Origin of the sequence: Roseobacter sp. HKCC-CH-9208, from assembly GCF_037805125.1 — a bacterium.
Taxonomy (GTDB): domain Bacteria; phylum Pseudomonadota; class Alphaproteobacteria; order Rhodobacterales; family Rhodobacteraceae; genus M30B80.
The window spans coordinates 344,730-357,089 of the sequence record NZ_JBBLYK010000001.1 but is presented as its reverse complement, the minus strand read 5'-3'; the positions used below and the strand labels follow the sequence as shown (position 1 = coordinate 357,089).

At 56.6% G+C, this 12,360-nt stretch carries 12 protein-coding genes; 9 read left to right on the top strand and 3 right to left on the bottom strand.

Features of this window, described 5'->3' with window-relative positions:
* The first annotated feature begins 154 nt into the window (after positions 1-154).
* The 4 genes from AAC621_RS01780 (at position 155) to AAC621_RS01765 (ending at position 3,971) form a co-directional block, all read left to right on the top strand.
* A complete protein-coding gene (locus AAC621_RS01780; protein ID WP_340251607.1) occupies positions 155-871 on the top strand; it encodes an RlmE family RNA methyltransferase in 717 nt (238 codons plus the stop codon).
* Positions 872-958: 87 nt separating this feature from the next.
* A complete protein-coding gene (gene guaB, locus AAC621_RS01775; RefSeq protein ID WP_340256251.1) occupies positions 959-2,413 on the top strand; it encodes an IMP dehydrogenase in 1,455 nt (484 codons plus the stop codon).
* Positions 2,414-2,422: 9 nt separating this feature from the next.
* Positions 2,423-3,592: an RsmB/NOP family class I SAM-dependent RNA methyltransferase gene (locus AAC621_RS01770; protein ID WP_340251605.1), complete on the top strand. Its 1,170-nt coding sequence runs from the start codon at positions 2,423-2,425 to the stop codon at positions 3,590-3,592.
* A gap of 100 nt (positions 3,593-3,692) precedes the next feature.
* Positions 3,693-3,971: a hypothetical protein gene (locus tag AAC621_RS01765; RefSeq protein WP_340251603.1), complete on the top strand. Its 279-nt coding sequence runs from the start codon at positions 3,693-3,695 to the stop codon at positions 3,969-3,971.
* A 50-nt stretch (positions 3,972-4,021) separates the two neighbouring features.
* Here AAC621_RS01765 and AAC621_RS01760 read toward each other — a convergent pair whose 3' ends face one another.
* Positions 4,022-4,267, bottom strand: coding sequence for a hypothetical protein (locus tag AAC621_RS01760; protein WP_340251602.1), 246 nt, complete (start codon positions 4,265-4,267; stop codon positions 4,022-4,024).
* A 131-nt stretch (positions 4,268-4,398) separates the two neighbouring features.
* On the opposite strand from AAC621_RS01760, the gene recA reads away from it, so the two are divergent.
* The 3 genes from recA (at position 4,399) to AAC621_RS01745 (ending at position 8,607) form a co-directional block, all read left to right on the top strand.
* A complete protein-coding gene (gene recA / locus AAC621_RS01755) occupies positions 4,399-5,469 on the top strand; it encodes a recombinase RecA (RefSeq protein ID WP_340251600.1) in 1,071 nt (356 codons plus the stop codon).
* Positions 5,470-5,648: 179 nt separating this feature from the next.
* Positions 5,649-8,315, top strand: coding sequence for an alanine--tRNA ligase (alaS, locus tag AAC621_RS01750; protein ID WP_340251598.1), 2,667 nt, complete (start codon positions 5,649-5,651; stop codon positions 8,313-8,315).
* 1 nt (position 8,316) lies between these two features.
* On the top strand, positions 8,317-8,607 hold the full coding sequence (locus AAC621_RS01745) for a DUF1330 domain-containing protein (protein ID WP_340251596.1): 291 nt from the start codon (positions 8,317-8,319) through the stop codon (positions 8,605-8,607).
* A 77-nt stretch (positions 8,608-8,684) separates the two neighbouring features.
* Here AAC621_RS01745 and gltA read toward each other — a convergent pair whose 3' ends face one another.
* Complete coding sequence (gene gltA / locus AAC621_RS01740; RefSeq protein WP_340251594.1) at positions 8,685-9,977, bottom strand: citrate synthase; 1,293 nt, start codon at positions 9,975-9,977, stop codon at positions 8,685-8,687.
* Positions 9,978-10,081: 104 nt separating this feature from the next.
* Positions 10,082-11,488 (bottom strand): glutamate--tRNA ligase, encoded by a 1,407-nt coding sequence (gene gltX / locus AAC621_RS01735; protein WP_340251592.1) that lies wholly within the window; start codon positions 11,486-11,488, stop codon positions 10,082-10,084.
* A gap of 114 nt (positions 11,489-11,602) precedes the next feature.
* Here gltX and AAC621_RS01730 point away from each other — a divergent pair, with 114 nt between their 5' ends.
* A complete protein-coding gene (locus AAC621_RS01730) occupies positions 11,603-11,815 on the top strand; it encodes a hypothetical protein (protein ID WP_340251590.1) in 213 nt (70 codons plus the stop codon).
* 18 nt (positions 11,816-11,833) lie between these two features.
* Positions 11,834-12,358 carry a hypothetical protein gene (locus AAC621_RS01725; protein ID WP_340251588.1) on the top strand — a complete coding sequence of 175 codons (525 nt, stop codon included), beginning with the start codon at positions 11,834-11,836 and terminating at the stop codon, positions 12,356-12,358.
* Positions 12,359-12,360 lie beyond the last annotated feature (2 nt).

Genomic DNA, 12,360 nt, shown 5'->3' with positions numbered 1-12,360 from the left:
CTTGCGCTGCGTCATTGCGGCTAAATTGGCGTGGCTTGGCGGGCTTGTCCATGACCTGTGCGGCAGGTTTTGGAAATTCGCGCAAAAGGCGCAGTCCCTTGCGCTAATGCGGTCTGCGCAGTAAGCGGGGGAAAGAAGCGAGTTGGAACCTGAGATGACCAAAACCCCCACAGGAAAAAGCGGCAGCGGGCGCGGCGCGCGGGATTTGCGTGTGAAGGTCAAAACCGCGCGCGGGCGAAAACTCAGCTCAACCCGTTGGTTGGAGCGGCAGTTAAACGACCCCTATGTGCAGCGCGCCAAGCGCGAAGGCTATCGCGGCCGCGCGGCGTTTAAGATCATGGAATTGGATGACAAGTTCCGCTTTCTGGTGCCAGGCGCGCAGGTGGTTGATTTGGGCTGTGCGCCGGGGGGATGGTGTCAGGTGGCCGTGCCTAGGATCAACGCGTTGGGCGAGAAATCAGGCAAGGCCATTGGCCGTATCATCGGTGTTGATCTGCAAGAAGTCGAAGCCATCGCAGGCGCAGAGCTGCATCAATTGGACTTCATGGAAGATGATGCAGATGAAAAGGTCAAAGGCTGGCTTGGCGGCAAAGCCGATGTCGTGATGAGCGATATGGCCGCAGCCTCGTCAGGGCATAAGCAAACCGACCATTTGCGCATCATCGCCTTGTGCGAGGCCGCAGCCTATTTCGCCTTTGATGTGTTGGAAGAGGGCGGCACATTTGTGGCCAAAGTGTTGGCAGGGGGCGCGGAGGGCGATTTGCAAAAGATCCTCAAACAGCGCTTTGCCAAGGTGGCAAATGTGAAACCAGGCGCGAGCCGCGCGGATAGTTCCGAGAAATTTGTGGTCGCCTCAGGATTTCGCGGCTGAGATTTTTTCCCGATTGGGGCTTTCCCTCAGGGCTTATGCATGAGATAGGGCAGTGCCAATTGAAACTCCCGCAAGGAGAGATGCGTGATGGAGATTCGTGAGGCCCTTACCTTTGATGATGTTTTGCTGCTGCCTGCCGCGTCTAGCGTGCTGCCCTCGACTGCAGATACGCGCACGCGGGTGACAAAATCGATTGCGCTGAACATCCCGCTTTTGTCTTCCGCTATGGATACAGTGACCGAGGCGCGCATGGCGATTGCAATGGCGCAGGCGGGCGGTATGGGCGTGATCCACCGCAATCTTACGCTTGAGGAACAAGCCCGCGAGGTGCGGCGCGTCAAACGGTTTGAAAGCGGCATTGTCTATTCCCCCGTCACATTGACCCCAGATCAGACCTTGGCCGATGCCAAGGCCCTGATTGAGCGGTATAATTTCACTGGCTTTCCTGTTGTGGATGAAAAGGGCCTCGTGGTGGGGATCGTCACCAATCGCGATATGCGCTTTGCGACATCTGACGAGACGCCTGTGCGCGCGATGATGACATCTGAAAATTTGGCGATGCTGCGCGAACCTGCAGATTTGGAAGAAGCCAAAAGCCTGATGAAGGCACGGCGGATCGAGAAGCTGTTGGTTGTCGATAAATCGGGCAAGCTAACGGGTCTTTTGACCCTGAAAGATACTGAGAAAGCAGTGCTGAACCCCAATGCCTGCAAAGATGATTTAGGCCGTTTGCGCGTGGCCGCCGCCACAACCGTGGGTGATGCGGGCTTCGAGCGTTCGGAGGCGTTGATTGACGCAGGCTGTGATCTGATCGTGATCGACACTGCGCACGGGCATTCCGAGGGCGTGGCCCATGCGGTTGAGCGGGTTAAGAAACTGTCCAATGCTGTGCAGGTTGTGGCGGGCAATGTCGCCACAGGCGATGCCACTCGCGCCTTGATTGATGCGGGCGCAGATGCGGTCAAAGTGGGCATTGGCCCCGGATCTATTTGCACCACGCGGATTGTGGCGGGCGTTGGTGTGCCGCAATTAACCGCGATCATGGATTGTGCCGAAGCAGCCGCTGTCTCTGGCACGCCGATCATTGCTGATGGCGGTATTAAATTCTCGGGCGATTTCGCCAAGGCGATTGCCGCAGGTGCCTCTTGCGCGATGGTTGGCTCTGCTATTGCGGGCACAGATGAATCCCCTGGTGAGGTGATCCTCTATCAAGGTCGCTCGTTCAAATCCTATCGCGGGATGGGCAGTCTTGGCGCCATGGCGCGCGGCTCAGCGGATCGCTATTTCCAAAAAGATGCCGCCTCTGACAAATTGGTGCCCGAAGGCATCGAGGGGCAGGTGCCCTATAAAGGCAGTGCCAATGCGGTTATCCACCAGTTGGTGGGCGGTTTGCGCGCGGCGATGGGCTACACGGGCTCGGCCACTGTGGATGCGATGCGCAAAAACTGCCAATTCGTGAAAATCACCAATGCGGGCCTGCAAGAAAGCCATGTGCATGATGTGCAAATTACCCGCGAGAGCCCCAATTACCGCGTGGGCTGAGGCGCGCGCGTGACGCCTGCTGCGCGATATCAGGCCGCGATTGAGGTCTTAGACACCATTCTTGCGGGCCAAACCCCTGAAACCGCCTTGCGGGCATGGGGCAGGTCTGCCCGCTTCGCGGGGTCAAAAGACCGCGCGGCCATTAGGGACCATGTCTACGATGTGCTGCGCAATCGGGGCCGGGCGGCGGCCCTTGCGGGATGCACCGTCCCGCAGGCCACGGGGCGCGCGCTGATTTTGGGGCTTTTGCGCCTGCAAGGTGTGGCGGTTGAGGATGTCTTTGGGCAGATGCCATACGGCCCCAGCGCGCTTTCGGCGGATGAGGCGAAGGAACACCCAACCCCCGATATTTTGAGCGATACGCCCGATTGGCTGCTGGCGCTGCTCAAGGCGGAATTTGGGCCAGACTTGGAGGGCTTGCTTGCCGCCATGTCCACGCGGGCGCCTGTCTATCTGCGGGTAAATACGCGCAAGACCACGCCTGAGCATGTGATTGCCGACTTGGCCCAAGCGGGCGTGCACGCGATAGCCGACCCACGCCTTGCCACCTCGCTTGAGGTGCAGACTGGCGCGCGCAAAATCACCGCCACAGCCGCCTATCAGGCAGGTTTGATCGAGGTGCAAGACCTGTCTGTGCAGATGGCAATGGCTGAGATCCCAGTGCCCCAAACAGGGCGCATTTTGGATTATTGCGCAGGCGCAGGGGGGAAATCTTTGGCCATTGCCGCGCGCAGTGATGCGGATCTAACATTACATGATAAATTCCCCAAACGCATGGGCGATGTCGCCTTGCGCGCTGAACGTGCGGGGATGGTCTATCAAACCCGCGAAGATGCGCAATTGGATCACGAAGTCCCATTTGATGTGGTTCTTTTGGATGTGCCCTGTTCTGGCAGTGGAACATGGCGGCGTGATCCGATGGTGCGGTGGCGGATGACACCCGAAACTCTGGCGGCCTTGCAGAGTGAGCAATCGCAGATCTTGGATCGGGCGGTGGCCCTTGCCGCGCCGCGCGGCCATATCATTTACATGACCTGTTCGCTGCTGCGTGCGGAAAATGAGGATGCGGTGCATGCGTTTTTGGAGCGCCATCCGCAGTTTGACCTGCTTCAGTCACGCCGATTTGATCCGCGCGATGCCTCGGATGGGTTCTTTTTTGCCGTGTTACAGGCAAAATAAGGCATCTTTGCGCGCTGCCGCGCCTTTCGCGTAAATCTTAATCAATCGTTAATTGTTTGGGCCGATGCTGCGTGAAAAAACGTGAACACGGAGGCGCGGCTTGTCAGATCAAGCCAGTATAGCGAGCGGGCAAACCAAGCCGCGGTTTGGTCAGTTTTCTCCTGTTCTTGTGACAGTTCTTTTGGTGCTTGGGATTGTGACCCTTGGCTTGGGCCTGACCTATGCGGGGCGCACGACCTCTATGTCACCGCTGTGGTCGGTCGCGCCGATTTGTGCAAAAGCAGGCGGGGCATCAAGCAACCATGCCTCAACAAATTCGGCGAAACTTACATCAGCGGTTGAATTTAGTTTTCCTTTGATCTTGTCGCGCCGCCTGTAGCGATACCAACTTCCAAGCCAGTCAATGGGTTCGCGCATGATGGCCATGGTTTAATGCGGCTGCTTGCCGCGCGCCTCAAAAAACGGGGCAAGCTGCGCGTGATAGCGCGACACGGAGACATGTTTCATCCCCGGCGGGTCAAGAATCGCCGCACTCGCATAGGGCAGGGCTGCGGCCTCTAATGCGGTTGTGCCTGTTTTCGGCACGCTGAAAAGCACCAGTTTCTGCTTAAAAAACATGATCATATTAATATTATCGCCAAGGGCGATCCCCGTAACCACTTCTTTACCATTCACCGTAAAACATGGGCCTTGCAAGATTTTACTTGAAATGTTCTCTTTTTGTTTGCATTTATATCCGAGAACAAGAGGTGAACACGGGCAAGCATTGCCGCCTTGGCAGCAGTGTGAAATAAGGAGCCAAACCAATGGCAATGGCGGATATTTTGGACATGACGGATCGCAACGCGGCGGAAAAGCAAAAGGCACTCGACAGCGCCTTGGCACAGATCGAGCGCCAATTTGGCAAGGGCTCGATCATGCGCCTTGGGGGCGAGAATGCCATCCAAGAAATTGAGGCGACATCGACAGGCTCGCTCGGGCTCGATATCGCCCTTGGGATTGGGGGTCTGCCAAAGGGGCGGATCATAGAAATCTATGGCCCTGAAAGCTCGGGGAAGACCACTCTGACGCTTCACGCGGTCGCGGAAGAGCAAAAGAAGGGCGGGGTTTGCGCCTTTGTCGATGCCGAACACGCGCTTGACCCACAATATGCCAAAAAATTGGGCGTGAATTTGGATGATCTTTTGATTTCTCAGCCCGATACAGGGGAACAGGCGCTAGAAATCACCGATACATTGGTGCGCTCTGGTGCGGTCAGCCTTGTTGTGGTCGACTCCGTTGCAGCGTTGACCCCGAAATCCGAACTTGAGGGTGATATGGGCGACAGCTCAGTCGGGGTGCATGCGCGCCTCATGTCTCAGGCGATGCGCAAACTGACAGGTTCCATCGCACGCTCAAACTGTATGGTGATTTTCATCAACCAGATTCGCATGAAAATCGGTGTGATGTTTGGCAGCCCAGAAACCACCACAGGTGGCAATGCGCTGAAATTCTATTCATCCGTGCGCTTGGATATCCGCCGCATCGGCGCGATCAAGGATCGTGACGAGGTTGTCGGCAACCAAACCCGTGTGAAAGTGGTGAAAAACAAGGTGGCCCCTCCGTTCAAACAGGTGGAATTCGACATCATGTATGGCGAGGGCATCTCGAAAACGGGCGAATTGCTTGATTTGGGTGTTAAGGCAGGCGTGGTTGAGAAATCAGGCGCTTGGTTCTCTTACGGGGACGAGCGGATTGGACAGGGCCGCGAAAACGCCAAGCAATTCCTGAAAGACAATCCAAGCATGGCATTGGAGATCGAAGACAAAATCCGCGCCGCCCATGGGTTGGAATTCGGCATGGATGACAGTGATGACAACGCGATGGTTGAGGATTAATTCCTCACTCCTTGCGTCAGCACAGTTTCGCGCGTAGCCCCAATCGGGCTGCGCGCGTCTTGTATTTTAGGCCCTTGAAATTTCCATCCCCGCCCCAAGTTTTTGTCCTGTGGACAGTGCTTTGACAAACTTGTATCCCACGCAGAACCGATGGATTTAGTCAGAAAGACCGCGTGCTCATGGCCAGTTTGAACGATATTCGCTCAACCTTTCTCAAATATTTTGAACGCAACGGCCATGCCATTGTCGAAAGCTCGCCGCTTGTGCCGCGCAATGACCCGACTTTGATGTTCACCAATTCTGGCATGGTGCAGTTCAAAAACGTCTTTACAGGGCTTGAGCATCGTGACCCGCCACGCGCCGCCACGGCGCAAAAATGTGTGCGCGCGGGCGGCAAGCATAATGACCTTGATAATGTCGGCTACACGGCGCGCCACCACACGTTTTTCGAAATGCTTGGGAATTTCTCGTTTGGTGATTACTTTAAAAAAGAGGCCATTCCCTTTGCATGGGAATTGATCACCAAGGATTTTGATATCGACCCGAAACGTCTTTTGACCACGGTCTATCATACCGATGACGAGGCGTTTGAGATTTGGAAAAAGGTGGGCGTGCCGGAGGATCGGATCATCCGCATCGCCACATCCGACAATTTCTGGCAGATGGGGCCAACAGGCCCTTGCGGCCCTTGCACCGAGATTTTCTATGATCATGGCGACCATATCTGGGGCGGCCCTCCTGGATCGGCCGAAGAAGATGGCGATCGTTTCATTGAGATTTGGAACGTGGTTTTCATGCAAAATGAGCAATTCGCGGATGGCTCGATGGTGCCTCTTAACATGCAGAGCATCGATACGGGCATGGGTCTTGAGCGGATTGGCGCGCTTTTGCAGGGCAAGCACGACAATTATGACACCGATCTGATGCGCGCCTTGATTGAGGCTTCCGCGCACGCAACATCCGTTGATCCAGACGGGCCAAAGAATGTGCATCACCGCGTGATTGCAGATCACTTGCGCTCGACCTCATTCTTGATTGCGGATGGGGTTATGCCCTCAAACGAGGGGCGGGGGTATGTGTTGCGCCGTATCATGCGCCGCGCGATGCGCCACGCCCATCTTTTGGGCGCGCAAGATCCGTTGATGTATCGCCTCGTGCCTGCTTTGGTTAGCCAGATGGGGCAGGCCTATCCCGAGCTTGGCCGCGCGCAGGCGCTGATCACCGAAACGCTTAAGCTTGAGGAAGAACGCTTCCGCACCACGCTTGATCGTGGGCTTAAACTGTTGGATGAGGCCCTTGTTGATCTGCCCGAAGGGGCCGCTTTGGCAGGTGAGACTGCGTTCAAACTTTATGACACATATGGCTTTCCGCTGGATTTGACCCAGGACGCTCTGCGCGAAAAGGGCCGCAAGGTGGATACAGACGGGTTTGACCAAGCGATGGAGGCCCAAAAGGCCAAGGCGCGCGCCGCATGGTCAGGGTCGGGCGAGGCGGCAGATGCCGCAATTTGGTATGATCTGTCCGATCAACATGGCCCGACTGAATTTTTGGGCTATGACACGGAACGGGCCGAAGGACAGATTTTGGCGCTTGTTTCTGACGGGGCCGAAGTGAACGCCGCGGCAAAAGGCGGCGCTGTCACGCTGATTACGAACCAAACCCCGTTCTACGGCGAAAGCGGCGGTCAGGTTGGCGATACTGGTCTGGTTAAGACCGATACGGGCCGCGCTGAAATATCAGACACGAAAAAGGTTGCGGGCCTGTTCTTGCATATCGCCAAGGTTACAGAAGGCGAGATTACGAGAGGGCAGGCTGCGGAATTGGTTGTGGATCACAGCCGCCGCAGCGCCATTCGCGCGAACCATTCGGCCACGCATTTGTTGCACGAGGCCCTGCGCCGCGCGCTCGGCGATCATGTGGCGCAGCGTGGTTCATTGAACGCGGCGGATCGTTTGCGCTTTGATTTCTCACACGCCAAGGCGCTCAGCACCGAGGAATTGGTGCGGGTCGATGCCGAGGTGAATGAATTCATCCGCCAAAACGTGGCTGTTGAGACACGGATCATGACCCCTGATGTGGCGCGTGATTTGGGGGCGCAGGCGCTCTTTGGTGAGAAATACGGCGATGAGGTGCGCGTGGTCTCCATGGGTAAGCTTGCAGGGTCGGGCAAGGGCAGCGATGGCGCGACCTATAGTCTTGAACTGTGCGGCGGCACCCATGTGCGCCACACGGGCGACATTGGGCTTTATGTGACCCTTGCGGAAACCGCTTCTTCCTCGGGTGTGCGGCGCATTGAGGCGCTGACGGGGCAAGCGGCCTTTGATTATTTGGCGCAACAAGATCGCATCCTCAGCCAGCTTGGCGGGATGCTCAAGGCGCAAGGGCCTGATGTTTTGGCCCGTGTCCAGTCGTTGATGGAGGAGCGCCGCGCGCTTCAGAATGAACGCGACCAATTGCGCCAACAGCTTGCGCTTGCGGGTGGTGGTGCGGGGGCCAAAGAGCTCGCTGCCGAAGATATCGGCGGCATCGCCTTTTTTGGGCAGGTGGTTGCAGGTGTTACTGGCAAAGATCTGCCCAGGCTGATTGATGCGCATAAGGCCAAAATCGGCTCTGGCGCGTTTCTTTTGATTGCCGAAGCTGATGGCAAGGCCGCAGTGGCCGCAGGGGTGAGCGATGATCTGACCGCGCGGCTTAGCGCCGTTGATCTGGTCAAGGCAGCCGTTGAGGCGCTTGGCGGCAAGGGCGGCGGTGGCCGCGCAGATTTGGCGCAAGGGGGGGCGAAGGATGCCACCCAAGCCGATGCGGCGCTTGCAGCCGTGCGGGATGTGATTAAGGGAGTATCATAATATGGCAGGGGCATATTGGGTGGCGCATGTCACCGTTACAAATCCAGAGGAATATGCGCGCTATGCCGAATTGGCAGGCCCCGCGATTGCGGCTTTTGGCGGCAAATTCTTGGCGCGCGGTGGTGAGGTGATTATCAAAGAAGGGCAGGGTCATGCGCGAAATGTGGTGATCTGGTTCTCCAGTTTGGCCGATGCCAATGCCTGCTATGACAGCCCCGCCTATCAAGAGGCGATGGCGTTTGCCAAGGACAGCTCAATTCGCGAATTGGTCTTGATTGAAGGCGTGGAATAATCCACCGCGTTTCCTGTACGACACAAAAAAGCCGCCCCCTAGAGGGCGGCTTTTCTTTTTCCATCTAAAGTCGTGCCTTAGCGCTTGGCGATATCGACATAATCGCGCTTGGTTGGGCCCGTATAAAGCTGACGCGGACGGCCAATTTTTGCCGCAGGATCGTTCAGCATTTCTTTCCACTGTGCAATCCAACCCACTGTGCGGCTGACCGCGAAGATCGGGGTGAACATTGAGGTTGGGAACCCCATCGCATCCAAAATGATGCCCGAATAGAAATCCACGTTTGGATAGAGTTTCTTATCCGCGAAATAGCTGTCCTCAAGCGCGATTTTCTCAAGTTCTTTCGCAACTTGCAGGGTTGGATTGTTTTCAACACCCAACAGATCCAGCACCTCATCGGCGCTTTCCTTCATCACCTTCGCGCGCGGGTCAAAGTTTTTATAGACGCGGTGACCAAAGCCCATCAGGCGAAACGGGTCATTTTTGTCTTTCGCGCGGGCGATATATTCGGGAATGCGATCCACAGTGCCAATTTCGCGCAGCATTTCAAGGCAGGCTTGGTTCGCACCGCCATGCGCAGGCCCCCAAAGGCAGGCAATACCCGCTGCGATACAGGCAAACGGGTTCGCCCCAGACGAGCCCGCCAAGCGCACCGTTGAGGTGGAGGCGTTTTGTTCGTGATCTGCGTGGAGCGTGAAAATGCGATCCATCGCGCGGCTTAGCACAGGATCAGGCACATATTCCTCGGCGGGCACGGCAAAGCACATCCGCAAGAAATTGGTCGCATAATCGAGGTCATTGCGCGGATACACAAAGGGCTGGCCGATGGAATATTTATAGGCCATCGCAGCAATGGTTGGCATTTTCGCGATCATACGGATCGAGGCCACTTCGCGCTGCCAAGGATCCGCAATATCGGTGCTGTCGTGATAGAAGGCCGACATTGCCCCCACGACACCCACCATTGTCGCCATTGGATGCGCGTCACGGCGGAAGCCACGGAAGAAATTATGCATCTGTTCGTGGATCATGGTGTGACGGGTCACGCGGGTCTCGAAATCGTCCAATTCGGCCGCTGTCGGCAATTCGCCATAAAGCAAGAGGTAGCAAACCTCGAGATAATGGGAATCTTTCGCCAGTTGGTCGATTGGATAGCCGCGGTGCAAAAGCTCGCCCTTGTCGCCATCAATAAAGGTGATTTGGCTTTCGCAAGACGAGGTGGAGGTAAAGCCTGGGTCATGGGTGAACACGCCCGCCTGGCCATATAGTTTGGTGATGTCGATGACATCAGGCCCTGCTGTGGGGCTGTAGACGGGAAGATCGAAGTCGCGATCATTGATGCTGAGTTTGGCCGTTTTCGTGTCAGTCATGACGTTCCCTCTCGCTTTACCGCGCAAAACACAGGGTTTGCACGGGGGGTGTTAACGTATCTGGCCGTAGCATGCGCTTGGGGCCTCATTGGTGCGGGTCTGGTTTAATCCGCACCAACCGTTGCATCCGTAAGTCGGGCAATGGATTCGTCCCGACCCAGCACGAGCATCATATCAAAGACACTCGGTGAAACTGTTTGTCCCGACAAGGCCGCACGAAGCGGTGCTGCCAATTTGCCAAGCTTGGTCTCATGCGCCTCGGCGACTGCGCCGATCAGCGTTTCAAGACCCTCACGCGTCCACGTAGCATTCTGCAACTGCGCAGTCAATGATTTCAGTATACCACGGGATACATTATCCAGCGTCCTTAATGCCTTTTCATCAGGTTTTATTGGTCTTTCGTTTAAAACAAATGCGGCCTTCATCAAAAGCTCTGGCAGGGATTTGGCGCGATCCTTTGTGCAATAGAGCGCGGATTTGAGGCCATCTTTCTGCGATTGCGAAAGGGCGGGCTGATTGGCCGCTGCGAGATATGTTTCAATATCCCCCAAAAGCGCGGCATCTTCCATCTGTGCGATATGCCATTGGCAGACATTTTCGAGCTTTTTGAAATCAAGCCGCGCAGGCGATTTGCCAATGCCGCCCAGATCAAACCATTCGGTCGCTTGGACATCGGTGAACAATTCATCATCACCATGGCTCCATCCCAGACGGGCGAGATAATTGCGCATCGCGGCAGGTGGGTATCCCATTGCGGCATATTCCTCGACCCCCAAAGCGCCGTGACGTTTGGACAGTTTTTTGCCGTCTGGCCCGTGGATCAGCGGGATATGCGCCCAAATGGGTAAATCCCATCCCATTGCGTGATAAATCTGGCTTTGCCGTGCGGCATTGTTGAGATGGTCATCGCCGCGGATCACATGGGTCACACCCATGTCATGGTCATCAACCACCACCGCCAACATATAGGTCGGGGTTCCGTCCGAGCGCAGCAAAACCATATCATCCAATTGCGCATTGCCGATGGTGACACCCCCCTGAACCTGATCTTCGATGATGGTTTCACCATCACGCGGCGCGCGCAGACGGATCACAAAAGGCGCGTCAGGGTGGGTTTCAGGGGCCACATCCCGCCACGGGCTTTGATAAAGGGTGGATTTTCCTTCGGCCCGCGCCGCCTCGCGAAAGGCTTCGATCTCGTCTTGAGTGGCAAAGCATTTATAGGCCGTACCATTTTCAAGCATCGCGTGCGCCACTTCGGCATGGCGGTCTGCGCGCTCAAACTGGCTGATGGGTTCACCGTCCCAATCGAGGCCAAGCCAAGCCAAGCCCTTTAAAATGGCCGCTGTCGCCTCTGGGGTTGAGCGGGCGCGATCCGTATCTTCGATCCGAAGCAGGAATTTCCCACCCCGCCCGCGCGCGTAAAGCCAGTTAAATAGGGCCGTGCGCGCGCCGCCAATATGCAAATACCCCGTGGGCGAGGGGGCGAAACGTGTGACAGGCTGGCTCATCGGCTTTCCTTTCGTGGGTTTGGGCGGTGGCCCTTAACCCTTCTCTTACAAACTTACGGCTAGGTTTGGCCCTGTGTTTAGGCACTCCGCAACAGGGAAACAAGGGCGCAGAACGTGCTGATTGCAGTACCACATCCACCGATCCACATCTGGACGCGCCGCCTTGGTTTGCGCGCTGTTGTTTCTAATCTAAGCGCGCAAGCCCAAGATCGATTTTTATGGGTGCCTCTCTTTTTGGCAACAGGCATTGCAGCATATTTTGCTCTGCCTGTTGAACCTGACACGGGCACGCGCATCGCCGTTTTTGCGGCGGGGTTTGTGGGCTGATTGATTTGGAACGGGCCAATGCGGGCCGCCTTTCTCTTGCCCATGGGGGTAGCCCTTTGGATTTGGGGCCAAATCCCGCGACCAGACATCTTGATTGCCCCGTCAGCGCGTCTTGTCGGGGTGATGGATGCGGCGGGCCTGCGTGTGCCAAGCCATGCGCGCGGCGAGGGGTTCGTGGTGGATCTCTGGCTTGAAAACGATGGGGATCCTGCGACCCAACCCGAGGCGGCCGCACGACCGCTTTGGCAAGCGGAGGGGGCGGGGCAGGCTGCCACCGTCAAAGGGTATCGTGTTTGGCACGGGCGGGGCGAGGTGGCCTTGGTGGATGCCCTTTCTGCCTGTGGGGCAGCGGATGTTGTGATCCTTGCCGCCCGTCTAAACCCATCGGATAGTCCGGGGCCTTGCCTATTTTTTGATGCGCGCGATATGGACCGTGAGGGCGCTGTGGCCTTGCATTTGCCCCAAGGGGGCATCGGCCCAATCACAATAGAAACAAGCCGCGCATCACAGGGTGCGCGGCTTTGGTCTGGCAGGTCGCGATAAGA

Excerpts from the sequence above, each read along its gene's own strand:
- AAC621_RS01780 (WP_340251607.1), top strand. The coding sequence starts at position 155 with ATGACCAAAACCCCCACAGGAAAAAGCGGCAGCGGGCGCGGCGCGCGG.
- guaB (WP_340256251.1), top strand. The coding sequence starts at position 959 with ATGGAGATTCGTGAGGCCCTTACCTTTGATGATGTTTTGCTGCTGCCT.
- recA (WP_340251600.1), top strand. The coding sequence starts at position 4,399 with ATGGCAATGGCGGATATTTTGGACATGACGGATCGCAACGCGGCGGAA.
- alaS (WP_340251598.1), top strand. The coding sequence starts at position 5,649 with ATGGCCAGTTTGAACGATATTCGCTCAACCTTTCTCAAATATTTTGAA.
- AAC621_RS01745 (WP_340251596.1), top strand. The coding sequence starts at position 8,317 with ATGGCAGGGGCATATTGGGTGGCGCATGTCACCGTTACAAATCCAGAG.
- gltA (WP_340251594.1), bottom strand. The coding sequence starts at position 9,977 with ATGACTGACACGAAAACGGCCAAACTCAGCATCAATGATCGCGACTTC.
- gltX (WP_340251592.1), bottom strand. The coding sequence starts at position 11,488 with ATGAGCCAGCCTGTCACACGTTTCGCCCCCTCGCCCACGGGGTATTTG.
- AAC621_RS01725 (WP_340251588.1), top strand. The coding sequence starts at position 11,834 with ATGCGGGCCGCCTTTCTCTTGCCCATGGGGGTAGCCCTTTGGATTTGG.